Here is a 25,246-nt window from a genome sequence, read left to right as displayed (position 1 = left end):
GGCAGCCACCCCCCCGGAGAAGTTTTTGAAAGATGACAGCATTGACCCCAGAAACCGAGGCTGACCTGGCCGAATTGATCACGCAGGCGGATGGACCTTTGCGCATTCAGGGCGGCGGCACCCGGCCCATCGGCGCGCCGACCAATGGCGCCGTGCTGTCCACCAGCGCGCTGACCGGGATCGAGCTATATGAACCCGGTGCGCTGACACTGGTGGTTCGCGCGGGCACGCCCCTATCAGCGGTTGAAAAGGCATTGGATGCCGAGGGGCAGCGCCTAGCGTTCGAGCCGATGGATCACCGCCGGTTATTGGGCACCACAGGCGCGCCGACGATCGGTGGCGTCGTTGCGGCCAACGTTTCAGGGCCGCGCCGTATTCAGGTAGGTGCCTGCCGCGATCATCTGCTGGGCGTGCGGTTCGTCGACGGGCAGGGGCAGGTCCTCAAGAATGGTGGCCGGGTGATGAAGAACGTCACCGGCTATGATCTGGTCAAGCTGATGGCGGGCAGCTATGGCACCTTGGGAGTGCTGACCGAAGTGTCGCTGAAAGTGCTGCCCAAATCCCATGCGACCGGTGTTCTGCTGCTGGAAGGATTGAGCGATGCGCAGGCGGTTAAGGCGCTGAGTGCCGCGCTTGGATCGCCCTATGAAGTGACCGGTGCCGCGCACCTGCAAAAAGGAATGGACGGCGCGCCGGTGACCATGATCCGGCTGGAAGGGTTTGAAAACTCGGTCGCCTATCGCGCGGGCGAAATGCAGAAACTGCTGGCAGGCTTTGGCGATTTCACGGTCGAGACCGATCCGGAACGCACCCGTGCCGGGTGGCACTATATCCGCGACGTGGTCCCGTTCGAAGGGCGCGCGGGCGATGTCTGGCGGCTGTCGGTCAAACCTTCGGACGCGCCCGGTATCGTGGCCGGTTTGCCCGGGGTTGAGGCGCTTTATGATTGGGGCGGTGGGTTGGTCTGGTTGCTGGTCGCCGACGGATCGGGGCTGAACGCGACCCGGATTCGCGCTGCCGTGACCGCGAGAGGCGGACATGCCACGCTGATCCGTGGCACCAGCGCCGAGGCGTTCCAGCCGCTTGCCCCCGCCATCGCAGCACTTCAGGACGGGTTGCGCCGCAAATTTGATCCGCGCGGCTTGTTCAACCCAGGCCTGATGGGGCAGGCGGCATGAAACTGGCCATCACCTTTTTGATGGTTTTTCTGGTGGGGCCGCTCGTTTTTTGGGTGCTGGCGCGTCATCGGCCCAGCAGGCACCGTATCGCCGCACTGATGGGCGTGGCGGCCTGTCTGATGGCGGCGGCCTTTGCCCTTGGTCGCTGGGCCGTTCCGGCCTTGGCACCCAGCCCCTATCCCGGCCTGGCGGCGGTGGTCGCAAGCTGGTTTGCCTGGATCGTGATGCTGGCCTATTGCACGCTTGCCGCCCAGTATCGCCTGAAATCCGCCACCGCCCGCAAGTTCATCATCGCCATTGGCGCGATGGCGACCACCCTTCCGTGGTTCGGGCTTTATACCGCACAGATGATGGCCGAAGAATGAAAACAGAATTTACCCCTGAACAGCTGCAAGACCCCGGTATAGCACGTTCGAATGAGATCCTGCGCTCTTGCGTGCATTGCGGGTTCTGCACCGCGACATGCCCCACCTATCAGGTCTTGGGGGATGAGTTGGACAGCCCGCGGGGCCGGATATATCTGATCAAGGACATGCTGGAAAACAACCGCCAGCCCGATGCCAAGACCGTCACGCATATCGACCGGTGCCTCAGTTGCCTGGCCTGCATGACGACCTGCCCGTCGGGCGTGCATTACATGCATCTGGTGGACCATGCCCGCGAATATATTGAACAGAATTACAAACGTCGCTGGGATGACCGGGCGTTGCGCTGGATCTTGTCGAAGATTCTGCCCTATCACACGCGGTTCCGCCTGGCGCTGCTGGGCGCCAAGATCGGGCGGCCCTTTGCCCGGTTGATGCCGGATGCCCGTCTGCGTGCGATGTTGGAGATGGCGCCCAAGGTGATCCCGCCGGTCAGTCGTAACGACGATCCGCAAAGTTTTCCGGCACGCGGGACGCCGCGCAAACGCGTGGCGTTGATGACCGGCTGCGCGCAAAAGGCGCTGAATACCGATATCAACGATGCCACCATCCGCCTGCTGACCCGACTGGGCTGCGAGGTTGTGGTGGCCGAAGGCGCGGGGTGCTGCGGCGCGTTGACCCATCACATGGGCAAGACATCCGAAAGCCATGCGACCGCTGCCAAGAACATCCGCGCCTGGGCGTCTGAAATGGACGGGCAGGGACTCGATGCCATTGTGATCAACACCAGCGGCTGTGGCACCACGGTCAAGGATTACGGCCACATGTTCCGGAACGAGGCGTTGGCAGGTGATGCGGCGCGGGTCTCGGGCATCGCGATGGATGTCTCGGAACTTCTGATGCAGCTTGATCTGCCCGAAGGGGGCGATAAAGACATGATCGTCGCCTATCATGCCGCCTGTTCGCTGCAACACGGTCAACAGATCAAGACCTATCCCAAGGATCTGCTGAAACGCGCGGGCTTTACCATTGTTGAACCGGCTGACCCGCATCTGTGCTGTGGCTCGGCGGGCACCTACAACCTGATGCAGCCCGAGATTTCGGCCAAGCTGAAGGCGCGCAAGATCAGGACGCTTGAGGCGAAGGCGCCCGACGTGATCGCGGCGGGTAATATCGGGTGCATGATGCAGATCGGATCGGGCACCGGGGTACCCATTCTGCACACGGTTGAATTGCTGGATTGGGCCACCGGCGGGCCAAAGCCCCGCGCGCTGAGCGACGGGCCAGTGCCGCAACCGGCGGTGCCCATTCTGCGCTAAAAACTTTCCACCCAGGGCCGCAGGATCAGTTCATCGCTCCAGGCTGACCGGTCCTGTTCGATCAATCCGAGATAGGCGCGGGCAATGGCGTCGGGGCAAAGCATGCTGTCGGGCTTGCCTTCCGGATCCACACGCTCGGGCCGCTTTGGATTGCGTATTCCGCCGTCGATATTGACCCATACCACGTGGATACCTTGCGGGTGCAATTCGCGCGCCATCGCCTGCGTCAGCCCGCGCTGGGCGAATTTTCCCATCGCAAAAGGGGCCGAATTGGCAAATCCCTTCACCCCGGCAGACGCCCCGGTGAAAAGGATCGTACCGCGCACTTCGCCCGTGTTCTCCAGCATCTTGCGGGCCGCTGCCTGACCGGTCAGAAACGCGCCAAAGGCGGTGACCTCGATTGCACGGCGCACTTCTTCGGGGTCCAGATCGGCAATGGGGCCGCGCACCCGGGCCGAAGGGTTGTAGATCACCACCCGGGGCGTGGCGGCAAGGCCGTCAAAAAGCTCCCGCACCGCGGCCGGGTCAGTGGCGTCCATGGCCGCGGTCTTGGCGCCGGTTTCCGCGGCCAGCCCCTTGATCTTTTCGGCATTCCGCGCGGCGAGGACCAGGCTATATCCCGCGCCCGAAAGCGCTCGCGCCAGGGAGGCCGACAACCCGTCGCCCACGCCCACGATCACTGCTAATGGGGTGCTTATCATCCTAGCCCTCCGGCAATTCATCAGATGGGATCATGCGGAAAAATTCCCCGTCAGACCACAGCCCGAACCAGCTGTCATGATGGGCACCGATGTCGACCAGCCGATAAAAGCTTTTGCGATCTACCAGCGCCTCAAGCCCGGCGCGCACCATCACATAGGGCGATGGCTCTCCGGTGTCGGCATCCCGTTCCACCCGGATCGGGTTATCCGCACCTGCGGTCACCGTATCGCCAACGTTTGTCTCGAAACTCAGTGCCTGCGCGCCGCCTGTGCCCGTCACCTCGAAATCCACCGCCACGAACGGCGCGTCGTCGACGGTGATACCGACCTTCTCAACCGGGGTGACAAGGAAGTAATCATCACCTTCACGCTTCAGAATCGTGGAAAACAGCCGCACCAGCCCGGGCCGGGTGATCGGCGTGCCCAGATAGAACCATGTGCCGTCCCGCGCGATCCGCATATCCAGGTCGCCACTAAAGTCGGGATTCCACAAATGCACCGGCGGCAACCCTTTGTTTTTACCCTTCGCGGCTTGCGCCGAGGCGGCAATCCCCTCTGCTGACGGTGTTGTGACGTATTTGTTGCTCATTGCTTTTGCCATTTCCGCCCATAGCTATACACTCTTACGGGATGATATAGGTGCAACAGGAGTTTTGCCATGAGTGATGACGCCGATCTGCTGGCTGGTATCGAGGCGCTGGAAGACAAACTGGCACAGGCGCGCGTGTCGATTACCAAGCGTTTCATCGGCCAGGAACGGGTGGTTGACCTGTCGCTTTCGGCGCTTCTGTGTGGCGGTCACGGATTGCTTATCGGCCTGCCCGGCCTGGGAAAAACCCGGCTGGTTGAAACACTTAGCACGGTGATGGGCCTGCACGGCAACCGCATTCAGTTCACGCCGGACCTGATGCCCGCTGACATCCTGGGTTCCGAAGTGCTGGAGACCGGAAATGACGGCTCTCGTGCGTTCAAATTCATCCCCGGCCCGATCTTCTGCCAGCTACTGATGGCGGATGAGATCAACCGCGCCAGCCCGCGCACCCAGTCCGCCCTTTTGCAGGCAATGCAGGAACGCCAGGTGACCGTCGCCGGGCAGGACCGTCCGCTGACAGCACCCTTTCACGTGCTGGCCACGCAAAACCCGATCGAGCAGGAGGGCACCTATCCGCTGCCCGAGGCCCAGCTTGACCGCTTTCTGGTGCAGATCGACGTGCCACATCCTGACCGCGACACCGAGCGCGAGATCCTGATCGCCACCACCGGCGCGACCGAGGAAGAGGCGCATCAGGTCTTTGATGCGCCCGAGCTGATCGAGGCGCAGAACCTACTGCGTCGCATGCCTGTGGGCGAACAGGTGATGGAGGTCATTCTGGATCTCGTGCGCGCTTTCCGCCCCGAAGACGCGACCGCATCTGAAACCGTGCGCAACGCTGTGGCCTGGGGCCCCGGCCCGCGTGCGGCGCAGGCGTTGATGCTGACAGTGCGGGCGCGCGCGATGTTGCAGGGCCGTCTGGTGCCCGATGTCGATGATGTGGCGGCGATGGCGCAGCCGGTGCTCAGCCACCGCATGGCGCTGAACTTTGCCGCCCGTGCCCGCGGTGACACACTGAGCGATCTGATCACCTCTACGGTCGAAAACATCACCCGGAGCGAGGCCGCCGCGTGAATCAAACCGCCCCCCTCCGCAGCCGGGCCGAGGCCGAGGCCGCGCGCCTGCCGCCTTTGCTGGCGCGGGCCGAGCATCTGGCCGGGACGGTGCTGCTGGGGGAACATGGGCGCAGACGTCCCGGGCTGGGAGATGATTTCTGGCAATATCGCCCGGTGCAGCCGGGGGATTCGCGCCGCACGATTGACTGGCGGCGTTCTGCCCGCAGCGACATGCAGTTCGTGCGCCAGCGCGAATGGCAGATTGCACAAAGCGTGATGCTTTGGGTCGATAATGCCGCCTCGATGCGGTTCGCGTCGGATGACAAGCTACCGCAGAAATCCGAGCGTGCACGATTGTTGGCGTTGGCGGTATCGTTGCTGCTTATTCGGGGTGGCGAACGGGTGGGCATGACCGGGCAGACATTGCCGCCACGCCGGGGTGAGCCGCAGATCAGGCGATTGACCGAAGCCTTGGGTCAGGATGGCACGGATGATTACGCCACGCCCGACACCAACGGTTTGATGGCGCATGGTCGCGCGCTCTTTATCTCGGATTTCATGGGCGATATCGCCCCCATTCGCGCCGCGCTGACCGAGGCGGCGGATCGCGGCATTCAGGGCATCGTTCTGCAGGTTCTTGACCCGGCGGAAGAAGCATTTCCCTATCGCGGCCGCACGATTTTCGAAAGTGTCGGTGGCACGCTGGCGCATGAAACCCTCAAGGCAAGTGAATTGCGCGACCGCTATCTGGAACGTCTGGCCGCGCGCAAGGATGAGCTGTCAGCGCTGAGCCTGGCGACCGGCTGGCAATATCAGTGCCACCACACGTCCGACAGCGCGCAATCCGCGCTGCTGTGGCTTTATGGCGCGTTCGAGAGGGGGCAGCTCAGATGATGATCGGCCCCATCGGTTTCACCGCGCCATGGTTGTTGCTGGCACTGGCGGCGTTGCCCATCCTCTGGCTGATTCTGCGTGCCGTGCCCCCTGCACCCGTGCGCCGCATGTTCCCCGGTGTGGTGCTGCTGCTGGGGTTGCGGGACGATGACAGCGTGACTGACCGCACGCCCTGGTGGCTGTTGCTGTTGCGCATGCTGGCGGTTGCGGCGGTGATCATCGGGCTGGCCGGTCCGGTGCTGAACCCGGAGGAAAGATCGGCAGAGGTCGATAGCGGCCCGCTGCTGATTGCGCTTGATGCCAGCTGGGCCAGCGCCCGCGACTGGCCCGCGCAACGGGAATTGCTGGACGGGATGCTGGCCGAGGCAGGACGGCAATCGCGCCCTGTGGCCATTCTGCGGCTCAGTGATCCGGAAGTGCCAGTGTTTCAGTCTGCCGAAGCGTGGCGCAGTCGCCTGACCGGGCTGGAGCCACTGCCCTGGACTGCCACCACCGAAATGACCGAGACCGCGATTGACCAATTGGGTGATGAGGCGTTTGAAACGCGTTGGTTCTCGGACGGGCTGGCGCATGACGGTCGCGATGCCTTGCTGGACGCGTTCGAGGCGCGCGGCCCTGTCAGCGTCTATGAAAGCCCCCGCCCGATACTGGCCCTGGCCCCGGCGCAGATGGCCGACGGTGTGGTGAAACTGACAGCAACCCGGGCCCGGCCCACCGGTGCACGCGATGTGGTTGTCGAGGCCCATGGCCGCGATCCATCAGGTGTGCCCCGCGTGCTGGCCAACCTTCCCATGCAATTTGCCGAGGATGAAACGCAGGCGCAGGGCGAACTGTCCCTGCCGGCCGAATTGCGTGGCCGCCTGACCCATTTCGAGATCGCAGCGCAGGATCATGCGGGGGCGATCAGCCTGACCGATGACAGTCTGAAACGCCGCGAAGTGGCGCTGATCGCCGGGCGCGAGGATCGCGAGGGGCTGGAGCTGCTCTCGCCCTTGCACTACCTGAAACAGGCGCTGGAACCCACCGCCGATATTCTGGACGGCGCGTTGATGGACGTGCTGCCCGCCAACCCGGACGTGATCGTGCTGGCCGATGTGGCCACGCTGTCGGGTGCGGAACAGGCGGCGTTGCTGGACTGGACCGGCAAGGGCGGCATGCTGCTGCGGTTTGCCGGGCCGCGCCTGGCCGCCAGCGATGTATCACGCGATACCGAGGCGCCCTTGATGCCCGTGCGCCTGCGCGTCGGGGGCCGCATGGTCGGCGGCGCGATGAGCTGGGGGGAGCCCAAGGCGCTGGCGCCTTTTGACGAACAAAGCCCGTTCCACCGCCTTGCCATTCCGTCGGACGTGACTGTCAGCGCGCAGGTCATGGCACAGCCCGATCCGACACTTGCCGACCGGGTGATCGCACAGCTTTCCGATGGCACGCCCCTGGTCACGCGCAAACGCATCGACGACGGGCAGGTGGTCCTGTTCCATGTGACCGCCAATGCCGAATGGTCCTCGCTGCCGCTGTCGGGGCTTTTCGTGCAGATGCTGGAACGGCTGGCGGTCTCGTCCTCGCTCAGCGCGCCCGAAGCCAAGGATTTGGAAGGCACGATCTGGCAGCCGGTGCAGGTGCTTGACGGGTTCGGCACGCTGGCCGATGCGGGCACATTGCCGGGGGTGCCCGGTGACCGGCTGATCGGCGATGCCCTTGGCCCCGATCTGCGCCCTGGCATCTATGACGGTCCTGATCGTCGTCTGGCGCGCAATGTCATCGCTGCCGACACCAGCCTGACGCCGACAAACTGGCCCGCGCGCATTCCCGTTGCGGGTCTGACCCGCGCGGCCGAAGCCCCGCTGGGCGGCTGGCTGCTGGCGCTGTCGCTGGTGCTGCTGACGGCAGATATCCTTGCCTCTTTGGCCCTGTCTGGACGGCTCTTGCCGGCCCGCGCCGCGCTCATTGTTCTGGCTGGGCTGATGCTGCCTGACCAAGGCCAGGCGCAGGATGAAAAGACCAGGCTTGCCACCTCCGAAGTCGTGCTCGCCCATGTCCTGACCGGCGACGCAACACTGGACGAGGCTGCCCGCGCAGGGCTTTTCGGCCTGGGTCAGACGCTTTTCTTCCGCACCTCGGTCGAACCCGCCGAACCGATCGGCATAGACCTTGAAAGCGACGAACTGGCCTTCTACCCGCTGCTCTACTGGCCGATCACGCCCGGCCAACCGACGCCGTCCGCTGACGCCTATGTCAAGCTCAACACCTATCTGCGCACCGGCGGCATGATCCTTTTCGATACGCGCGATGCCAATATCGCGGGCTTTGGCGCATCATCGCCCAACGGGACGAAGCTGAAACAACTCGCCGCACCGCTGGACATTCCGCCGCTGGAACAACTGCCCGAAGATCACGTTCTGACCCGGACGTTCTATTTGTTACAGGATTTCCCCGGTCGCCACATGGGCCGCTCTGTCTGGGTCGAGGCCGCGCCCCCCGATGCCGAAAAGATCGAGGGCATGCCGTTTCGCAACCTCAATGACGGCGTGACGCCGGTTGTTATCGGGGGCAATGACTGGGCCGCGGCCTGGGCGATGGATACGCGCCTCAACCCGATGTATCCGGTGGGCCGTGGTTTTGCGGGGGAACGTCAGCGTGAACTGGCCTACCGCTTTGGCGTCAATCTGGTGATGCATGTTCTGACCGGCAATTACAAATCCGATCAGGTCCATGTGCCTGCGCTGCTGCAAAGGCTGGGCCAATGACCTCCAGCATCATCTTCGACCCGCTCCTGCCGATCTGGCTGATCGCCGCGCTGGGCGCCATGGTACTGGCGGGCATCGCGCTGGCGCTGTGGCGGGGGCTTTCGGGCTGGGCGCTTAGGGCTCTGGCCGCCTTTGTCGTTCTGGCCGCACTGGCCGGTCCGGTCTATCAGCAGGAAGATCGCGAACCGCTCAGCGATATCGTGCTTCTGGTCGAGGATGAAAGCGCCAGCCAAAACCTGTCTGACCGCGCCGCCCAAACCCAGGCCGCCAAGGATGCCATCGCCGCGCGCCTTGACGCCCGCGACAATACCGAGGTGAGGCGCATCACCGTGCCCGATGGTGAGGAAAATACCGGCACCCAGCTGATGTCGGCCCTGTCCGAGGCGATGGCCGAAGAACCAAGAGGGCGCATCGCGGGCGCGATCATGCTGTCCGATGGCCGCCTGCACGATCTGGACCGTGCCCCCGATATGCCCGCCCCGCTGCACCTGCTGCACACCGGTCGCGATACCGATTGGGATCGCCGGTTGACGATCAAGAACGCCCCTGCCTTTGCCATCCTTGGCGAAGAGGTCACCATGACCCTGACGATCGAGGATCTGGGGGCCGCGCCCGAGGGCATTGAAAACGTGCCCATCGACATCTCGGTCGATGGCGAAGAACCTCAGCGGTTCAACATCCCTCTGGGCGAAGAGATCAAGCTGCCCCTGACACTGCCACATGGCGGGCGCAACGTGCTGCAATTCACCACACCCGAGGTCGACGGCGAACTGACCGACCGCAACAATACCGCGCTCATCCAGATCAACGGCGTGCGCGACCGGCTCAGCGTGCTCCTGGTCTCGGGCGAGCCGCATCCCGGCGGGCGCACCTGGCGCAACCTGCTGAAATCCGACAGCTCGGTTGATCTGGTGCATTTCACGATCCTAAGACCGCCCGAAAAACAAGATGGTGTCCCGGTGCGGGAATTGTCGCTGATCGCCTTCCCCACGCGCGAGCTGTTTCTGGAAAAGATCGAGGATTTCGACCTGATCATCTTTGACCGCTACAAGCGCCGTGGCATCCTGCCGTCGATCTATCTGGATAACGTGCGCAACTATGTCGAAAACGGCGGCGCGATGTTGATCGCCGCCGGGCCTGATTTCGCCAGCGCCGACAGTATCTACCGCACACCCATCGAGGCCATCGTGCCCGCCCGCCCCACCGCCCGCGTGCTGGAACAGGAATATCGCCCCAAGGTGACAGAACTTGGCCAGCGCCACCCGGTGACCGCCGGTCTGGAACCGGAAGAGGGCAGCGAATGGGGCCGCTGGCTGCGCCAGATCGAGCTTGAGGGCGAAACCGGTCAGGTGGTCATGTCGGGTGCCGATGAACGCCCGCTCCTGATCCTCGACCGTGTGGGCGAGGGACGCGTGGCGCTGCTGGCCTCGGATCATGCGTGGCTCTGGCATCGCGGCTATGAGGGCGGCGGGCCGCAACTGGAATTGCTGCGTCGTCTGGCCCATTGGATGATGAAAGAACCCGAGCTTGAGGAAGAGGCGCTGTGGGCCGAGGCCACCGGTCAGACCATGCGCATCATCCGTCGCTCACTGGATCAGGACGTGGGCGATGTCACCATCGAAACCCCGTCCGGCGACGTGGTTGAATTGCCGCTCGAAGAGGTCTCACCGGGGCAATATGAGACGATCTATGACGGGCCCGAGATTGGGCTTTACCGGCTGACCCACGGCGATCAGTTCGCGGTCATCGGTCTGGGCCCGGCGGCACCTGTGGAGTTCGAGGAAACCATCGCCAGCGCCGACGCGCTGATGCCGCTGATCGACCCGACTGGCGGCGGGGCCAAGGCGCTGTCGGATGGTGTGCCGCGTATCCGTGCCGTGCGCGCGGGCCGTCCTGCGGCGGGGCGTGACTGGATCGGCATCACCCCGCGCGGCGCCTATGAAACCCGCTCGGTCACGCAACTGCCGCTGATGCCCGCCTGGCTGGTCCTGCTGCTGACCTCCACGCTGATCCTTGCCGGCTGGCTCCGCGAAGGGCGGCGCTGACGCAGCCGCGTGGCAGAACCGACACGGCCGCTGCCGGAACTCTGTCGCACCCCTTGCCCTTTTCGCCATCCGTTACTAAATCATCTGTGACCTGAGGCAGACCCCCTCAGGCAATGGAGATTTTATGTCAGAGCCCCGGGCAACCGCCCGTTCCTGATCATCCTCGGACGACCGGGAACGCGAACACGAAAAGGACCCTCACGCGCCACGCTGAGAGGCCCTGTTCCCGTACTCACATGAAATCGAGATACCCCGTTGAATATATCAAAGCACGAACAGCGTGTTTTGCACGAACTCGCACTTGGTGGCGCGATCCACTACCTGCGTGGCGACAATGGCAAAATTCGCAAGGTCACCTGCTTCACGCGTGACGGCAATGTCCTGTCGGACTGCACGCTCGAAGTCTTCACCCGCCTGAAACGACGGCGTCTGATCCACTCGCAGAACGGTAAACCCTACCGCGCCTCGCGACTGGGCATCAGATCCGTCCGGGCAGAGCTTAACCAACGATAGGAAAGGACAGGATCATGAAACCGACCCGGCCAGACTGGCACCCGGACACGCGGCAACTGGCGCTACGGCGCCGGACACTGCCCGCCCCTCAAGGGCCGCCTCCCGCGCGGGGGCGGCCACTCCCTGCCGCCGGGTCATTGGCTCAAGGCTTGCCACCCAGCCCCCCCTTTGCTTTAACGGATCAGGCATCGCAATCGGAGCCGCCCCAATGGTCGATATCGCCACCCGCGTCCATAACCACAAATGGAAGATCGACCCGATCGTCCGCTCCCTGATCGACACCGATTTCTACAAACTGCTGATGTGCCAGTCGATCTTCCGCAACAAGCCCGACACGCAGGTCACCTTCTCGCTCATCAACCGCACCAAATCCATCAGGCTCGCCGACCTGGTGGACGAGGGCGAGTTGCGCGAACAGCTCGACCATATCCGCTCGCTTTCCCTCACCCGGGGCGAATCCACCTGGATGCGCGGCAATACCTTTTACGGCAAGCGCCAGATGTTCACCCCCGAATTCATGGATTGGTTCGAGAACCTGCGCCTGCCGCCCTACCACTTGGAAAAACACGACGGCCAGTACGAGCTGACATTTGAAGGCAAGTGGCCCGAGGTCATGCTCTGGGAAATCCCCGCCCTTGCCGTGCTGATGGAACTGCGCTCCCGCGCCGTCCTCAACACCATGGGCAAGTTCGAACTGCAGGTTCTCTATGCCCGCGCCATGACCAAGCTCTGGGAGAAGGTCGAACGCCTGCGCGAAGTCGACGGCCTCAGGATCGCCGATTTCGGCACCCGCCGCCGTCACTCCTTCCTCTGGCAGGATTGGTGCGTGCAGGCCATGGGCGAGGGGCTTGGCGAAAAGTTCGTCGGCACCTCCAACTGCCTCATTGCCAAGAACCGCGATGTCGAAGCGATCGGCACCAACGCCCACGAACTGCCGATGGTCTACGCCGCCCTTGCCGACACCGACGCCGAACTGGCCCGCGCGCCCTATGACGTGCTCTCCGACTGGCACGAGGAACATGACGGCAACCTGCGCATCATCCTGCCCGACACCTATGGCACCGCGGGGTTCCTGAAAAACGCCCCCGACTGGCTGGCCGGCTGGACAGGTATCCGCATCGATAGCGGCGACCCGGCGGAAGGCGCCGAGATCGCCATCAACTGGTGGAAATCCCGCGGCGAAGATCCGATGCAGAAACTGGTCATTTTTTCCGACGGTCTGGGTGAGAAAAAAATCGCCGAGCTTCACGCCCAGTTCAAAGACCGCACGCGGGTCAGCTTCGGCTGGGGCACGCTCCTGACCAACGATTTCCGCGGCCTCGTCCCCGACGACGCCCTCGACCCGTTCTCCCTCGTCTGCAAAGCCGTCAGCGCCAACGGCCGCCCCACCGTGAAACTCAGCGACAACCCCCGCAAAGCCATGGGTCCGGCAGACCAGATAGAGCGATATAAAAGGGTGTTTGGCGTGGGAGAACAAGCGGAGTTGGAAGTGGTGGTTTGAAAATATTATTGAGAGCGCGCGAAATGAAGACGTGTTTGGTCGTCCTCACGGTCAGTTCCTTTGCAGCCCTTGCGGCACCTGCGGCGCAGAAAACCAATATTCAAGATAAACAGTGGACTGATCATCTAGGCGGCGAACACTCCGGCAAACTGGAATACGCAGATGAATCAACTCCGTTGGGAAATCGAGTTGGATTTAATGGCTTTTCAGTCGAAGCGGGAAATTTAATACCGGCCCAGATTGGAGAGATTGAAACTGCTGAAAGCGACATAAGCATTTCAAATGACATAGCGATGGGTTCTGCTGTTCTGGCTCAAACTGGTGGTGGGTCGGGGGGTGATCTACGGTCTTCAGCCGGTAGCAGAGGAGGTGGAGGCCTTACTGGCGGTGGTACGCCGCCGCTCGCTGGTTCCACTGGGCCTGTTACACCGTCTATTGGGTCTAGTAGAAATAGTGGTTCCACGACTCCAAGAGTTGTGCCAGAAACTTGTTACTTTCATGGCGACGCCTTCAGTGAAATCCATTGTTTTGCAGTTGTGAATTTTGGTTCTTTGCAGATATTCCTCCTTGTTATGACCTTGCTTTCAGCGTCGGTATTTTTGATTGTGATTGCTTGTATTTTCATGCTTTCTTTAGCTTTAGTCGGGCCGTCAGTTACCAAAATTGTTCAAATCGTTGCCCCGACACCTAGCGCTCAATTTCGGGACCTCGGGCAAAACTTTCAAGAAACCGACCAAAGTTCTGGCGAGAAAGAGGACACAAGATGGACTCAAATTTTGGATGAAGGTATTGCTGTTTTGGGTCGTGATCTCAGGAGAAACCTACGGTTTCGTCAGTTATCTATAGGCTTGGCTTTCCTATTTTTGGCAGCAGCTACATCCTCTTTAGCGTTGTGGCCCTCTTCATTCGACGAGCGCGCGACTTTGGCGTCCTTGGTGGCAAGAGCAACAATCGTGATATTCTTGGGCGGAGCGGCAATTGTTTTTCTCAGGAATGCTCGCAACTCGTCTTCTGCAGCGCAAAAACTGGTAGAAGAAATCGCCAAAAAGCACAGCGAGGCCGCAAGAGTATTGAATCCTAAATTGCCCGATGAAATTGAGAGTGAAATTGGTGGTTCCAAAGATTCAAAACCTAGTGGAATGACTTCAACTGATGCTCTGCGTCTGGCTTCGCTTCTGGCGCGTTTTGGAGGGTAAATATTCTGGACATAAAGCAGTAGGCCGTAGGGTGGGGTTTCACCCCACCACTCCTTTAAACTCACCGCCTCGCATCCATCCGCTGGTGCACCCGGATCACCTCAACCGTTTCGCCGCATCAAACCTAACCCACCAACAACCCCCGCGAGCGAAACGAGGTCTCGGCCTCTTTACCGATGATGACATGGTCGTGGATGGTGACGCCGATGGTGTTGCAGGCGGCCAGGATCTGGTTGGTCATCTGGATGTCCTCCGGGCTTGGGGTCGGGTCGCCTGAGGGGTGGTTGTGCACCAGGATGAGCGCGCTGGCGTTCAGTTCAAGCGCGCGTTTGGCCACTTCGCGCGGGTAGACGGGCACGTGGTCAACAGTGCCTTCCGCCTGTTCCTCGTCCGAGATGACGGTGTTTTTCCGGTCCAGGTACAGCACGCGAAACTGTTCGGTATCCCGGTGCGCCATCGAGGTGCGGCAATAGTCAATCAGCGCATCCCACGAGGACACCACATCGCGCTGCAATATTTTGGCCTGACCCATGCGATGGGCAAATGCCTCGGCGATGCGCAGTTGCAGATAGACCTTATGCGTCGCCCCCTCGACCTTCAGCAGCCGGTGTTCCGAGGCCGCGACAACGCCGTTGAGGTCGCCAAAAGCTGCCAGCAGGCGTTTCGCCAGGGGTTTCACGTCAATGCGTTCGATGGCGTTGAACAGCAGCAGTTCCAGCAGTTCGTATTCCGGCATCGCCTTGTGCCCGCCCGTCAGGAACCGTGTACGAAGCCGCGCCCGGTGCCCCCAATAATGCGGTCGCTTGACGCCGTCGGCGCCCATGACCAGCCCGCCGCCCGAGGCCACGTCCGGCGACAGGCGCGGATTGTCCCGAAAGGTCTTTTCAAAAGCCGGACGCGCGTCGACATCCGGCGGAACGCTGCGGGCGTCAAGCTCTTCCAGCCCCCTCAGCGCCTCTTCGGAAAATCCGCGTGTCCCGGTCGCGACCTGTGGTTTGTGCTTTGACAAGCCGGTCAGTTCTTTCACCCGTTCCCATCCTGCGCCAATTTGATTGCCTGATTTACCAGCCATGCTGATCCCCCGAAGCTAAGGTATCCTGCGCCCTGATATTTGAGGTTCTTGGTTAATCCGGGGTTAAGGCAGATCAGGCCGTGGGCATGCGGTGGGTGCCTGTCAGTCGGTCTTGTCGACCCGCCCGCGCAGCGCCTTCACCTCGCCGCGCACCTTCTTGGCCTTCAGCCGCCGTTTCTTTGACCCCAGCGTCGGCCTTGTCGGGATGCGGCGTTTGGGTTTTTCCAGCGCCTTGCGGATCAGTTCGGCCAGCCGTTCCCGGGCGATGTCGCGGTTGCGGGCCTGGTGCCGGGTCTCGTCCACCTGAATGACCAGCGCGCCCTCTTTGGTCCAGCGCCGGCCCGCCAGCCGCCTCAGCCGCCGTTTCACTGCATCGGGCAGGTTGGGGGAGCGTTCGGCCTCGAACCGCAATTCAACGGCAGAGCTGACCTTGTTCACATTCTGCCCGCCGGGGCCCGAGGCGCGGATGAATTGCTCGGTCAGTTCCCAGCCTTCGATGGTGATGGTTTCATTGATCTGCAACATGTCGCCCCCTTCCGGGCGGGAAAAAATACCGACGTAATACCGACAGTATACCGACGTAATACCGACATTGGTGTTTTGGCCACTCAAAAGGGCCGCCCGGATGTCGGAGCGGCCCTCTAGAAGTCAGCGGAGGTGGGCCGGTTAGGCGCACCAATTCAGGTAGTTTACGTCACCCAGGGGCTGCCCTAGGTCCGACCCTCCTGAACTGTTCCGACACCTCTCCCCATTACCTCTATAGACATGGGCACCTCCTTTCTGCTGTTGAACTCACAGGTAGATTGCCACAGATTTTTCGTTTGTCAAAACAAAATCATGTGGTGCGATTGGTTAACGACCCCACGATGATGCGGAAGGGCACAAGAGCGATCAGGGCAAGCGCCAGTTTGACCAGCCAGTCCGCAACGGCAAGCGAGACCCAGAGCGGGGCGTCAGGGCCGGTGCCCAGAAGCGGCAGAACCTCATTCGCCCAGCCCACATCATTGCCCGGCTCCAGCCAGATGAGTGATGCCGAAAATGCGATGGTAAAAAACAGCGCCGTGTCGATCGAACTGCCTACCAGCGACGACACCACAGGTGCAGTCCACCAGCGCCCCTCGCGCAGGCGGTTAAACACAGCGATATCAATAAGTTGTGCGATCAGAAAGGCAATGGCAGAGCCAATCGCAATTCGCAAAGTCACCAACGGCCCGTATTCCCCCACGATCTGCGTCCCGATGAACGAACAGATCAGACCGACGATAAATCCCGCAAAAACAACCTTTTGCGCGGCCTCGCGCCCGTAGACGCGGTTCATGATGTCCGTCACCAGGAACGCCAGCGGATAGGTGAATGCCCCCCATGTCAGCCACTGACCAAACAGGAACTGCACCAGGATATTCGAGGCCACAACAATGGCGGCCATCGCCAGAATGCCGGGAAAAAGATGCGTTTTCATGTTGTTAGACCAATATTGCACGGTTGCGGCGAAAGGTCCTTCGCAAAGGACCGTCCGCCTTTACCGCCAGGATGGCCTCAATTCAAGGGTGTCACTGCGATTGCAGCACCGCCACGCATTGGCCGGGCAGGTCTTTTATGGTCAGTTCCCGCCGTGGTTTTGCTTTTGGCGCATTCGGATCGGGCGGTGGCGGGTTCAGGATGTTCCTTACCCATTGTTGCGCCTCGGCGCAGCCGTCGCCTGTGGGCGGGGCCGCTTGATCGACGCAACCCCTTGATCCATCAGGGCATTTCAGCCGGACATGGAAATGGTAGTGATGGCCCCACCAAGGCCGGACCTTGTGCAGCCAGTCGCGGTTACCGGTTTCGTCTTTGCACATCTGCACCTTGGCGCCGGGAAAGATGAAGATACGCGCGGTACGCGGATCCTGGGCCGCGGCCTTGACGATCTCATGATGCTGCCGGGTCCAGTTGGAATTCGTATAGGCACCCTTTGCGCGGCGCATTGAGATTGATGAGATGTTTTCGCGCGCGGCACGCGACATGGTCATGTCGGTGGCAGGACGAAGCCAGATGTCGATATCAAGGCCCATTTGATGCGAGCGGTGACCGCTCAGCATCGGGCCACCGCGTGGTTGGCTGATATCGCCGATATAGAGACCATTCCAACCCGGTTGTGCGGCGGCTTTACGTGAGAGTTTTTGAATGAAGTCGACGGTCTGAGGCTGGCCCCAGTTGCGGTTCCGGCTGAGACGCATGGCTTGCCAGGTGGGGCCGGTCTCGGGCAGTTGCACACCGCCAGACATGCAGCCCTTGGCGTAGCTGCCAAACGGCGCCGCAGATTGGGCTGTTCCGCGCGCGTGTTTGCCGAACAATTGCTTGGCTTCAACACCGATCATCGCGGGGGGGATGTTTTGGGTCGAAAGGGCCTGTACCTGCGCCGGCGCATCCGGGCTTGATCCGCCGCACCCGGCAAGGCCCAAAGTCAGAGCTGCTAGTTTGAAGAAACGGTCCATGTCTCGCTGTCTCCTTCTGCCTCGACCCAGCGTAACAGGAAGAGGCCGATCAGGAAAAGTGCAATCAGCGGGGCAACACCAATGCGCGCGCTGCCGCTTAGCGCCGTAACAACGCCGATCAGCGCGGGCGCCATAAAGGCGGTTGCGCGGCCAGAGAGGCCATAAAGCCCGAAGCTTTCGGTCGGTGCCTTGGGGTCGGTGTGGCGCACCATCAACGACCGGCTGGAGGCTTGCAAAACACCACCCATGCCACCGATCAGAGCGCCGCAGACAAAGAACACAATATCGGGCACGCCTGACCCTTCCTCAAGTGGAATGCCAAAGATCTGCTGGCGATCCATCGACACGATTGTCACGCAGACCGCGATCAAGACCCAGATCGAGACGATGATCACCGGGCGTGGCCCGAAGCGTTTGTCGAATTTGCCGCCAACCCAGCTGAATGCCGCTGCCGAGATGGCCGCGATGATGCCGAAGACCCCGATTGAGACCAATTCCCAATTCAACACCAGGCGCGCATAGGTACCGCCAAATCCATAAAGGCCGTTCAGGGCATCGCGATAGAACATTGACGATCCCAGATAGGCAGACAGGCTGAGTCTGCGGCGCAGGCTTTTGACAGTATTTGTCAATAATCTCAACGCGTCGCCAACACCCTTGCCTTGGGGTGGCGTCCTGGTGTCGCGAGTCCAGAGCAGGTAGGGCAGAATGAAGATCAGGAACCAAAGCGCGGTAAAAGGACCGACGATACGGGTACCCTCATTCGTGCTGGCATCAAGGCCAAAGGCGGGGTCTGCGCCGATCAGTGTCTTGCCATTCGGAAGTTCCATGAAGAACAGGAGCATGATCACCAGCGACACGATGCCACCCAGATAGCCAAAGGCAAAACCCGAGCCCGAAATCTCACCCACCTCGGCCTGATTTCCGAGCGACGGCAGCTGTGAATTGACAAATACGAGGGCATATTCAGCACCGATAAACCCGATGCCAAACGCCATCAGCATCCACCAGATTGTTGACCCATCCGGAAAGGTCCACCAAAGCGAGAACGCCCCGGTGACGTATAAAACCGAAAAGCCGATGATCCACGGCAGTCGTCGGCCCGCGGTATCCGCCAAGGCCCCCATGATCGGTGCGCCAAACCCAATAATCAGGCCTGTGACCGTCAGGCAGAGCGACCAGAGGCTTTGCGCCCGGGCGTCTGCAACCTCTTCGCCCAGGCCGGATGTCATGTAGTATTCGGCGGCAACGCCTGCAAAATAGGGGCCAAAAACGAAGGTCAGTAGAAGGGTGTGAAACGGCTGGCTGGCCCAGTCAAAGAAGTACCAGCCCCAGATGCGTTTTCGCTGTGAAACTTCGCCCATGCCATCCCTCAGTTCTTGCGGGGATATGACAGTCTATCGCAGGGGCTGGCAAGTTATTCCTGCATGGGTGGCCAGGGACGCTTTTCCTCGGCCTCGATCCAGGCCGCGATCCATTCCGGTACAGTTGGTTTCTGCGTGGTCGCGTCTATTTCATCGACCACGGCTTGCGGGGCGACGATGCCCGCCTTGCTTGTCACCGCCGAGCGATAGACAATGTGGTTGGCGCATTCGCCGTTTTTCTTCCACATCGACTGTTCGACATAGAAAAACCTGTCATCCCACCACGATAAACGAGAGCGCATTTCGACGGTTTCAAACGTGCGGATGCGGCGGCGATACCGGACACTGGCCCCCGCCATCGTCAGGCCCCACTTTTTGCGGCGCAACACTTTGACCAGCCCGGCGCGCTGTGCCGCAGTTGTCCGGCCGAGATCGTAAAGCGTGAGCGTGCGACCGTTGTTCAGCTCCATCCACATGTCGATATCCCAGGGCAGACACATGTGTCGCGACACATGCGTGCCGGTCACTGGCAGCGGCGGGTCATTGCGATGTTTGATCATTTGAGCAATCAAGCGAATGGCAGGATACATGGGGCCTCTCCTTTGTCCGCTATCTGTTTGCGGGAATTCTCGACGTCAACCACAACCCCGCGTCAGGCTTGCGCTTTTGCGGCGCTCCGCTTACCTGTGAAGGCAATTACGACAAGGGAATGCGCCGATGCTGTCACTTTTCCAGATCCTGATGCTTATTCTGGATATCATCTGGTTCTTTATTATCGCTCACGTGATCATGAGCTGGTTGATCAATTTTCAGGTGCTGAATCTGCGTCAGCCGCTGGTCGCGCAAATCTGGCACGTTCTCAACCGCTTGCTGGAACCGGCCTATAATTTCATTCGCCGCTTCATCCCACCGATTTCAGGTATTGATCTGGCACCGCTGATCGCGCTGATCGGCGTCTATGCGATCAGAATCATCCTGATCAACAACGTGGCGACGTTTTATTACTGATCTGACACTTGTTCAGCAAATCGTAGTGTGAAATGATTTCCCGTAAGAGCAGATAACTAAAATCTTACAGGGTTCCCATGCCAGGCGCTGCCACGCTTTTGCGCGATGTTTTCGGATTCGATGCCTTTCGCCCCGGGCAAGAGGATATCGTCAATGCCGTCTCGAACGGTGAAAACGTGTTGGCGATTATGCCAACAGGTGGCGGAAAATCCCTGTGTTTTCAACTTCCGGCACTGATGCGCGATGGGGTGACGGTGGTGATCTCACCGCTGATTGCGTTGATGCGCGACCAGGTGCGCGCACTTCGGGCGGTAGGGGTCGAAGCAGGGGCGCTGACCTCGGGCAATACCGATCAGGAAACCGATGAGGTCTGGCAGGCGCTGGAAGAGCGTCGTTTGAAATTGCTTTACATCGCGCCAGAGCGGCTGGCGGCGGGGTCTGCCCTTGGTATGTTGCGGCGGATCGGGGTTAACCTGATTGCCGTGGACGAGGCGCATTGCGTATCACAATGGGGGCATGACTTCAGGCCGGATTACCTGCGTATCGGTGACTTGCGGCGAGTGTTGGACGTGCCATTGGCCGCGTTCACAGCGACAGCGGATGCCGAAACCCGCGATGAAATCGTTGAAAAACTGTTTGATGGTCAGCCCCCAGCCAGCTTTTTGCACGGATTTGACCGACCCAATATCAACCTTGCCTTTGCAGCCAAAGACGGGCCACGCCGACAGATCACGGATTTCGCAGACGCCCGAAAGGGTCAGTCCGGTATCGTCTATTGCGGCACCCGCGCCAAGACAGAAACCTTGGCGAAGGCGCTGCGCGACGGCGGGCACAATGCGTGTCACTACCACGGGGGAATGGAGGCCGAGGATCGCCGAATCGTTGAAACGCGCTTCAACGCCGAAGACGGGCTGATCGTCGTTGCCACCGTGGCCTTTGGCATGGGGGTCGACAAGCCTGACATACGGTGGGTGGCCCATGCCGATTTACCCAAGTCGATCGAGGCATATTATCAGGAGATCGGGCGCGCTGGCCGCGACGGTGCTCCTGCCGAAACACTGACGCTCTATGGGCCCGATGACATCCGCCTGCGTCGGAGCCAGATCGACGAGGGCCTTGCCCCGCCGGAGAGGCGGATGGCCGATCACGCGCGGCTCAATGCGCTGTTGGGTCTGGCCGAAGCGCAGGAATGCCGCCGCGCCGTGCTGTTGCGGTATTTTGGCGAAGAGACAGCGGGATGCGGCAATTGCGATACTTGCGAAACCCCACCTGAGGTTTTTGACGGCACCGAGGCGGTCCGCAAAGCGCTATCGGCCATATTGCGCACAGATGAGTTTTTCGGGGCAGGGCACCTGATTGATATCCTGACCGGTAATGAAACTGAAAAAGTGCGTGCCCGTGGGCATGATCGCCTCCCGACATTTGGGGTGGGGCAGGATCTGGACCGTCGCACCTGGCAAGGTGTGTTCCGACAAATGATGGGGCATGATCTGGTGCGACCTGATCCCGAGCGTCATGGCGCCTTGCGCATGACGGAAACGGCCCGACCCATTTTGCGGGACGAGCAAAGTATCACGCTGCGCCGGGATACGCTGGTCGCCAAATCCCGTCGCCCCGCTGCCAAAGCCCTGGTGTCGGATGAAGACGCACCGCTTTTATCGGCCCTCAAGGCCAAAAGACGCGCTCTGGCCGAAGCCGCGCGCGTGCCAGCCTATGTGGTTTTCACTGATCGTACGCTGATTGAAATGGCTGAAACCCGACCGGCTAATTTGGATCAGATGGCACGCATCAGCGGCGTGGGCGCGAAAAAGCTGGAACGCTACGGCGATGCGTTCTTGCAGGTGGTCAACGGAGAGGCGCTTCAGGTGCATCCGACCCGGCGCAAGCTGGCAGGGCGCGATGCCGGCGAGCTTTATGATCAATTGCTTGAAGCGCAGGCCGATCTGGCGCGCGGTGAGGGGGGGATTGACCGCCCGCTCAGCTGCTCGGCATCGCTTTTGGCGCGGGTTGCCTCGACTCGTCCGCGCGACGCGGGTGAGATGGCGCGTCTTTTGGGGGATAAAAGAGCTGAAAGATTTGGGGCAGCTTTTCTGGACGTTTTGCGGGCGGCGGTCTAGATCATACAAAAAAATGGGGGATGCGGGATGCTGGTAGTTGTTTCACCTGCCAAGAAACTGGACATGCGCGAGGTGGGGGAGGTTGCACCGACGCAGCCGGCCTTTCTGGAACAGGCGGATACATTAGCAAACATCGCCCGCGATCTTTCAACCAAAGATCTGCAAAAGCTGATGGGGATCAGTGAAAACCTGGCAAGGCTGAATGCAGAACGCTTCAGCGAATTTGGACGGATGCAGTCAAAGCCAGCGGCTTTGGCCTTTGCCGGTGATACCTATCAGGGGCTCGAAGCCACCAGCCTGGATAAAGATGAATTGAACTGGGCCCAGGACCATCTACGCATTCTGTCGGGTCTTTATGGCATTCTGCGCCCGCTGGATGAAATTCAACCCTATCGGCTTGAAATGGGCAGCCGTCTGAAAAATGAGCGCGGCAAATCGCTTTATGATTTTTGGGGCGATCAGATATCGCTGATGCTCAACGCTCAGGCCGAGGAAGTTCAGACCGATTGTTTGATCAATTGCGCCAGTCAGGAGTATTTTGGCGCGGTGGACCGCAACGCGCTTGGTCTGCGGGTGATCACGCCGGTTTTCATGGAGGAAAAGGCTGGGGCTGCCAAGATCGTCAGCTTCTTCGCCAAGAAGGCGCGTGGTGCCATGGCACGCTTTATCATTCAGCATCGCCTGACGGACCCGAATGCGATCAAGGACTTTGATGTTGGCGGGTATCGCTATCGCCAGGATCTGTCTGACGATGCTAATTGGGTCTTTTTACGCGACTACCCGCAGGTTTAATTGTCCCCAACCGGATCACGGGCTGATGTGGGTTGTGCCTCTGAAATACGTTCGATGATGGCTTTCTTTTTCAGGGGTTTTGTCAGGTAGAAATCCAGGCCTGCGGCCAGAATGCCATCCTGATCACCGTCCATTGCATGCGCCGTCATGGCAACGACGGGCACGCGTTTGCCGGTGGTTTGTTCGACCTCGCGGATTTTCTGGGTGGCTTCCTTGCCATCCATTTGCGGCATCGAAATATCCATGAAGACGATATCTGGATCAAAGGATTGGTAGAGCTCGACCGCCTCGATCCCGTTTTCTGCGAATTGCAGGTCAATATCCAACGCCTTGACCATCTTTGTGTAAACCAGACGATTGGTTTTGTTGTCCTCAGCCGCAAGAACACGCATCGCCCGTAATTCGGTTGCGGGTTCGTCCGGTTGCACCTCGGACACAGGCTCTGCCGTTGGTGCCTCTTCAAGGGTTGCCGGTGTATCCACCTTGATCGACTTCAAGGCGGCAAACAGCTCTTGCCGTGGAACCGGTTTTTGCAAGAGCGCATGCAAGTGAGGGCGCGACGGATCCTGCTCGGCTGCGCTAGTATTGGCGCTCATCATCACGATGGGGGTCTGGTGGCCCGCTTCGCGCGCCGCCTCGGACAGCTCCATCCCGTCCATTTCCCGCATCGCGTGGGTGGTCAAAATCAGATCAATGGTCGCATCAAGCTGTGTCAGGGCATCGATCCCGCTTTTGCAGGGTAAGGTTTCGATGCCAAGCACGCCAAGCTGGCGGGTAAGAATGTCGCGATTGGCTTCGCTGTCATCCACAATCAACGCCCGCTTTAGACCATCAGGCATCCGGGTGCTGTCTGGATCGATCGCCTCGGCCCGCGGAAGCGAGATCGAAAACCCAAAGCTCGACCCTTCGCCATCGACCGAGTCGACCCAGATTTTGCCACCCATCATCTTGATCAGTTTCTGCGAGATCGCCAGCCCCAGGCCGGTGCCCTCAAACTTACGGTTCCGTTCATCGTCAACCTGATTGAATTCACCGAAGATATGGCCCACCTTGTCCTCGGGAATGCCGATGCCGGTGTCTTCGATCGAAACATGCAAATCCGCCATATCGCTGTCTTCCGCTGCCACACCCACGACGCGGATCGAAACATGGCCGCTTTCGGTGAACTTGACCGCGTTACCCATCAGGTTGGTCATGACCTGACGGATGCGTCCCCTGTCGCCCACGAACTGCGTTGGCAGGAACAGGTCATAATCCACCAATAGATCCAGTCCCTTATCACGGGCGGAAGGTTGCAACAGCATGACCAACTCATGAATGCAGCGTTCGAAATCAAAGGGCTCCTCGTGCAGAACCAGTTTCTCGGCCTCGATTTTTGAATAATCCAGCACGTCGTTGATGATCACCAGCAAGGCTTCGCCGGAATTCTTGATGGTTTCCGCATAAAGCTGCTGCTCGTCCGTCAAATCGGTATCCTGCAGCAAATCCGCCATGCCAACGACACCATTCATCGGCGTGCGGATTTCATGGCTCATATTGGCCAGGAATGATGATTTGGCCCGGCTTGCAGCCTCAGCCTTGGTGCGGGCATCCGTCAGTTGCTTTTCATAGCGTACGGTTTCGGTGATGTTCAGCGCCAGGCTGACCATATCACCGCCATTACCACGCTGATCGATTAGCTTGATGTATTCCCCGCTCCATAGCCGAATGACCTCAGGCTCGGGTGTTGTACTTTGCCATCGGTCCAGCATCTTTTCCCGCCAGTCTGCCGGATTCATATCGCCGATATTGACGATCCCCTCTTCGGTTACGAATTGCAGAACCTCGATATAACTGACGCCGGGTTTGACATCTTCCAACCCGTCAAAAACACCCAGCCAGGCGTTGTTCGCCGCTATCATCCGGCTGTCAGAATCGAAAAAGGCAAACCCGTCCTGAATGGTTTCAATGGAATGCCAAAGGCGCCGCTCGGCGATTTCGACCTTCTGGTTGGCGACCGTCAGGTCGGATTTTACCCGCTGATTTTCATCAAGAACATTTTGAACCTCGGCCCGGGTTTCCACGATTTCGTCCGAAAGCGCGCGTGCGTGCTTGCCCAACTTGCGGTTGGCTGCCTGTAATTCAGCCTGCTTCTGCTCAAGCAGTCGTTCGGCGGCCAGACGTGCGCGCCGTTCTTCCGATAATTTGTTGGCAAGACTCATGCCAGCCCTCCGAAAGGCCCGTTCGGGGCACAATCGGCTATTGTGGTGAAGAACTACTTAAAGCGCGCTTTTGGAATCGTTGTCAGCTGCGGCACGCCGTGGCACGATGAACCCC

The 25,246-nt window shown here is 60.3% G+C and carries 22 protein-coding genes; 13 read left to right on the top strand and 9 right to left on the bottom strand.

What is annotated here, in order from left to right:
- The first annotated feature begins 41 nt into the window (after nt 1-41).
- From glcE to glcF, 3 genes are read left to right on the top strand one after another with little or no spacing between them, the layout of a single operon-like run.
- Nucleotides 42-1,178, top strand: coding sequence for a glycolate oxidase subunit GlcE (glcE, locus tag Q1B27_RS06520; protein ID WP_299846813.1), 1,137 nt, complete (start codon nt 42-44; stop codon nt 1,176-1,178).
- Nucleotides 1,175-1,543, top strand: a complete 369-nt coding sequence (locus tag Q1B27_RS06515; RefSeq protein ID WP_299845455.1) for a hypothetical protein — start codon at nt 1,175-1,177, stop codon at nt 1,541-1,543. Before glcE ends, Q1B27_RS06515 begins: the two co-directional genes overlap by 4 nt.
- On the top strand, nt 1,540-2,862 hold the full coding sequence (glcF, locus tag Q1B27_RS06510) for a glycolate oxidase subunit GlcF (RefSeq protein ID WP_299845452.1): 1,323 nt from the start codon (nt 1,540-1,542) through the stop codon (nt 2,860-2,862). Before Q1B27_RS06515 ends, glcF begins: the two co-directional genes overlap by 4 nt.
- On the opposite strand, the gene Q1B27_RS06505 is transcribed toward glcF, so the two are convergent.
- Together Q1B27_RS06505 and Q1B27_RS06500 are read right to left on the bottom strand one after the other, a co-directional pair.
- Entirely contained in the window at nt 2,859-3,563 is a 705-nt protein-coding gene (locus Q1B27_RS06505) for an SDR family NAD(P)-dependent oxidoreductase (protein ID WP_299845449.1), read from the bottom strand. The genes glcF and Q1B27_RS06505 overlap by 4 nt on opposite strands.
- A gap of 1 nt (nt 3,564) precedes the next feature.
- Complete coding sequence (locus tag Q1B27_RS06500; protein ID WP_299845446.1) at nt 3,565-4,152, bottom strand: DUF1285 domain-containing protein; 588 nt, start codon at nt 4,150-4,152, stop codon at nt 3,565-3,567.
- A 69-nt stretch (nt 4,153-4,221) separates the two neighbouring features.
- Between Q1B27_RS06500 and Q1B27_RS06495 the strand changes: the two genes are divergently transcribed.
- The 7 genes from Q1B27_RS06495 to Q1B27_RS06465 all read left to right on the top strand — a co-directional run bounded on the left by Q1B27_RS06495 (nt 4,222) and on the right by Q1B27_RS06465 (nt 14,103).
- On the top strand, nt 4,222-5,229 hold the full coding sequence (locus Q1B27_RS06495) for a MoxR family ATPase (protein ID WP_299845443.1): 1,008 nt from the start codon (nt 4,222-4,224) through the stop codon (nt 5,227-5,229).
- Nucleotides 5,226-6,104: a DUF58 domain-containing protein gene (locus Q1B27_RS06490; protein WP_299845440.1), complete on the top strand. Its 879-nt coding sequence runs from the start codon at nt 5,226-5,228 to the stop codon at nt 6,102-6,104. The genes Q1B27_RS06495 and Q1B27_RS06490 overlap by 4 nt, the downstream gene beginning before the upstream one ends.
- A complete protein-coding gene (locus tag Q1B27_RS06485) occupies nt 6,101-8,848 on the top strand; it encodes a DUF4159 domain-containing protein (RefSeq protein WP_299845437.1) in 2,748 nt (915 codons plus the stop codon). Before Q1B27_RS06490 ends, Q1B27_RS06485 begins: the two co-directional genes overlap by 4 nt.
- Entirely contained in the window at nt 8,845-10,893 is a 2,049-nt protein-coding gene (locus Q1B27_RS06480) for a hypothetical protein (RefSeq protein WP_299845435.1), read from the top strand. Before Q1B27_RS06485 ends, Q1B27_RS06480 begins: the two co-directional genes overlap by 4 nt.
- Before the next feature lie 255 nt (nt 10,894-11,148).
- On the top strand, nt 11,149-11,406 hold the full coding sequence (locus Q1B27_RS06475; protein ID WP_299845433.1) for a YjhX family toxin: 258 nt from the start codon (nt 11,149-11,151) through the stop codon (nt 11,404-11,406).
- Between the two features lie 208 nt (nt 11,407-11,614).
- Nucleotides 11,615-12,907 (top strand): nicotinate phosphoribosyltransferase, encoded by a 1,293-nt coding sequence (pncB, locus tag Q1B27_RS06470; protein ID WP_299845430.1) that lies wholly within the window; start codon nt 11,615-11,617, stop codon nt 12,905-12,907.
- The gene (locus tag Q1B27_RS06465) at nt 12,904-14,103 is read left to right on the top strand and encodes a hypothetical protein (RefSeq protein WP_299845427.1); all 1,200 of its coding nucleotides are present in this window, start codon (nt 12,904-12,906) and stop codon (nt 14,101-14,103) included. The genes pncB and Q1B27_RS06465 overlap by 4 nt, the downstream gene beginning before the upstream one ends.
- A 124-nt stretch (nt 14,104-14,227) precedes the next feature.
- Here the strand turns inward: Q1B27_RS06465 and radC are convergent, their stop codons facing one another.
- The 6 genes from radC to Q1B27_RS06435 all read right to left on the bottom strand — a co-directional run bounded on the left by radC (nt 14,228) and on the right by Q1B27_RS06435 (nt 19,603).
- Nucleotides 14,228-15,175: a DNA repair protein RadC gene (radC, locus tag Q1B27_RS06460; protein ID WP_299845424.1), complete on the bottom strand. Its 948-nt coding sequence runs from the start codon at nt 15,173-15,175 to the stop codon at nt 14,228-14,230.
- Nucleotides 15,176-15,277: 102 nt separating this feature from the next.
- Nucleotides 15,278-15,700 (bottom strand): alternative ribosome rescue aminoacyl-tRNA hydrolase ArfB, encoded by a 423-nt coding sequence (arfB, locus tag Q1B27_RS06455; RefSeq protein WP_299845422.1) that lies wholly within the window; start codon nt 15,698-15,700, stop codon nt 15,278-15,280.
- A 310-nt stretch (nt 15,701-16,010) separates the two neighbouring features.
- Nucleotides 16,011-16,634 (bottom strand): queuosine precursor transporter, encoded by a 624-nt coding sequence (locus tag Q1B27_RS06450; protein WP_299845419.1) that lies wholly within the window; start codon nt 16,632-16,634, stop codon nt 16,011-16,013.
- Between the two features lie 91 nt (nt 16,635-16,725).
- Nucleotides 16,726-17,649 carry a penicillin-insensitive murein endopeptidase gene (gene mepA, locus Q1B27_RS06445; RefSeq protein ID WP_299845416.1) on the bottom strand — a complete coding sequence of 308 codons (924 nt, stop codon included), beginning with the start codon at nt 17,647-17,649 and terminating at the stop codon, nt 16,726-16,728.
- Nucleotides 17,628-19,013, bottom strand: a complete 1,386-nt coding sequence (locus tag Q1B27_RS06440; protein WP_299845413.1) for an MFS transporter — start codon at nt 19,011-19,013, stop codon at nt 17,628-17,630. Before Q1B27_RS06440 ends, mepA begins: the two co-directional genes overlap by 22 nt.
- Nucleotides 19,014-19,066: 53 nt before the next feature.
- A complete protein-coding gene (locus Q1B27_RS06435) occupies nt 19,067-19,603 on the bottom strand; it encodes an acyl-CoA thioesterase (RefSeq protein WP_299845410.1) in 537 nt (178 codons plus the stop codon).
- 127 nt (nt 19,604-19,730) lie between these two features.
- Here Q1B27_RS06435 and Q1B27_RS06430 point away from each other — a divergent pair, with 127 nt between their 5' ends.
- The 3 genes from Q1B27_RS06430 to yaaA all read left to right on the top strand — a co-directional run bounded on the left by Q1B27_RS06430 (nt 19,731) and on the right by yaaA (nt 22,930).
- Entirely contained in the window at nt 19,731-20,021 is a 291-nt protein-coding gene (locus Q1B27_RS06430) for a YggT family protein (RefSeq protein WP_299845407.1), read from the top strand.
- 77 nt (nt 20,022-20,098) lie between these two features.
- Nucleotides 20,099-22,138, top strand: coding sequence for a DNA helicase RecQ (gene recQ / locus Q1B27_RS06425; RefSeq protein ID WP_299845404.1), 2,040 nt, complete (start codon nt 20,099-20,101; stop codon nt 22,136-22,138).
- Between the two features lie 27 nt (nt 22,139-22,165).
- Nucleotides 22,166-22,930, top strand: a complete 765-nt coding sequence (yaaA, locus tag Q1B27_RS06420) for a peroxide stress protein YaaA (RefSeq protein WP_299845401.1) — start codon at nt 22,166-22,168, stop codon at nt 22,928-22,930.
- On the opposite strand, the gene Q1B27_RS06415 is transcribed toward yaaA, so the two are convergent.
- Nucleotides 22,927-25,131 carry a response regulator gene (locus Q1B27_RS06415; protein WP_299845398.1) on the bottom strand — a complete coding sequence of 735 codons (2,205 nt, stop codon included), beginning with the start codon at nt 25,129-25,131 and terminating at the stop codon, nt 22,927-22,929. The genes yaaA and Q1B27_RS06415 overlap by 4 nt on opposite strands.
- Nucleotides 25,132-25,246 lie beyond the last annotated feature (115 nt).

Origin of the sequence: uncultured Roseovarius sp. (genome assembly GCF_947489715.1) — a bacterium.
Classification (GTDB): Bacteria; Pseudomonadota; Alphaproteobacteria; order Rhodobacterales; family Rhodobacteraceae; genus Roseovarius.
The sequence above is the reverse complement of the archived record's forward strand: the minus strand, read 5'-3'. Positions and strand labels throughout refer to the sequence as shown.

Bases quoted from the DNA above. Each gene is read 5' to 3' on its own strand.
- Q1B27_RS06440 (WP_299845413.1), bottom strand. From the start codon at position 19,013: ATGGGCGAAGTTTCACAGCGAAAACGCATCTGGGGCTGGTACTTCTTT.
- yaaA (WP_299845401.1), top strand. From the start codon at position 22,166: ATGCTGGTAGTTGTTTCACCTGCCAAGAAACTGGACATGCGCGAGGTG.
- mepA (WP_299845416.1), bottom strand. From the start codon at position 17,649: ATGGACCGTTTCTTCAAACTAGCAGCTCTGACTTTGGGCCTTGCCGGG.
- Q1B27_RS06515 (WP_299845455.1), top strand. From the start codon at position 1,175: ATGAAACTGGCCATCACCTTTTTGATGGTTTTTCTGGTGGGGCCGCTC.
- Q1B27_RS06415 (WP_299845398.1), bottom strand. From the start codon at position 25,131: ATGAGTCTTGCCAACAAATTATCGGAAGAACGGCGCGCACGTCTGGCC.
- Q1B27_RS06480 (WP_299845435.1), top strand. From the start codon at position 8,845: ATGACCTCCAGCATCATCTTCGACCCGCTCCTGCCGATCTGGCTGATC.
- Q1B27_RS06495 (WP_299845443.1), top strand. From the start codon at position 4,222: ATGAGTGATGACGCCGATCTGCTGGCTGGTATCGAGGCGCTGGAAGAC.
- Q1B27_RS06430 (WP_299845407.1), top strand. From the start codon at position 19,731: ATGCTGTCACTTTTCCAGATCCTGATGCTTATTCTGGATATCATCTGG.
- Q1B27_RS06485 (WP_299845437.1), top strand. From the start codon at position 6,101: ATGATGATCGGCCCCATCGGTTTCACCGCGCCATGGTTGTTGCTGGCA.
- glcF (WP_299845452.1), top strand. From the start codon at position 1,540: ATGAAAACAGAATTTACCCCTGAACAGCTGCAAGACCCCGGTATAGCA.
- Q1B27_RS06505 (WP_299845449.1), bottom strand. From the start codon at position 3,563: ATGATAAGCACCCCATTAGCAGTGATCGTGGGCGTGGGCGACGGGTTG.
- radC (WP_299845424.1), bottom strand. From the start codon at position 15,175: ATGGCTGGTAAATCAGGCAATCAAATTGGCGCAGGATGGGAACGGGTG.
- arfB (WP_299845422.1), bottom strand. From the start codon at position 15,700: ATGTTGCAGATCAATGAAACCATCACCATCGAAGGCTGGGAACTGACC.
- pncB (WP_299845430.1), top strand. From the start codon at position 11,615: ATGGTCGATATCGCCACCCGCGTCCATAACCACAAATGGAAGATCGAC.
- Q1B27_RS06500 (WP_299845446.1), bottom strand. From the start codon at position 4,152: ATGAGCAACAAATACGTCACAACACCGTCAGCAGAGGGGATTGCCGCC.
- Q1B27_RS06450 (WP_299845419.1), bottom strand. From the start codon at position 16,634: ATGAAAACGCATCTTTTTCCCGGCATTCTGGCGATGGCCGCCATTGTT.
- Q1B27_RS06435 (WP_299845410.1), bottom strand. From the start codon at position 19,603: ATGTATCCTGCCATTCGCTTGATTGCTCAAATGATCAAACATCGCAAT.
- recQ (WP_299845404.1), top strand. From the start codon at position 20,099: ATGCCAGGCGCTGCCACGCTTTTGCGCGATGTTTTCGGATTCGATGCC.